The organism is Sphingomonas sp. 66-10 (assembly GCF_001897045.1).
GTDB classification, from domain to species: domain Bacteria; phylum Pseudomonadota; class Alphaproteobacteria; order Sphingomonadales; family Sphingomonadaceae; genus Sphingomonas; species Sphingomonas lycopersici.
On the sequence record NZ_MKRR01000077.1, the window covers coordinates 6,629 to 7,147 of the forward strand.

Annotated in this window: 1 protein-coding gene; it reads right to left on the reverse strand. The window is 68.0% G+C overall.

All coding sequences use genetic code 11. The features are described from left to right. Positions 1-50 precede the first annotated feature (50 nt). Positions 51-519: 50S ribosomal protein L15 (gene rplO / locus BGN95_RS06830; protein ID WP_286772059.1), on the reverse strand; the 469-nt coding region annotated here is incomplete at its 5' end.

Consider the following 519-nt stretch of genomic DNA (forward strand, 5'->3'; position numbering starts at 1 on the left):
CCGAGCGTTTTTCCGTCCCGCCGCGATAAAAGCGACGGGACAGGAAAGACTTACTTGGCGGCCTTGGCGGTGCCCTTCTTGGCCTTGGCCTTTTCGGCCGCCGGCACGATCTCGGGGACCGTCACCGAACCGCCGGCCTTCTCGATCGCCTCGCGCGCCGCGGCGGAAACGCCGGCGACGGTGAAGTTCAGCTTGGCCTTGAGCTCGCCCTTGGCCAGCACGCGCACGCCGTTCTTGCCGCCGCGCGCCAGGCCGGCCGCCTTGAGCGCCGCATGATCGACATCGCTGCCGGTCAGCTTGCCCGCATCGACCGCCTTCTGGATCGCGCCCAGGTTCACCTCGGCATAATCCTTGGCGAAGATGTTGTTGAAGCCGCGCTTCGGCAGACGCATGTGGAGCGGCATCTGGCCACCCTCGAAGCCGGCGATCGAGACGCCTTCGCGGCTCTTCTGACCCTTCTGGCCGCGGCCAGCGGTCTTGCCCTTGCCCGAGCCAATGCCGCGGCCGACGCGGATGCGG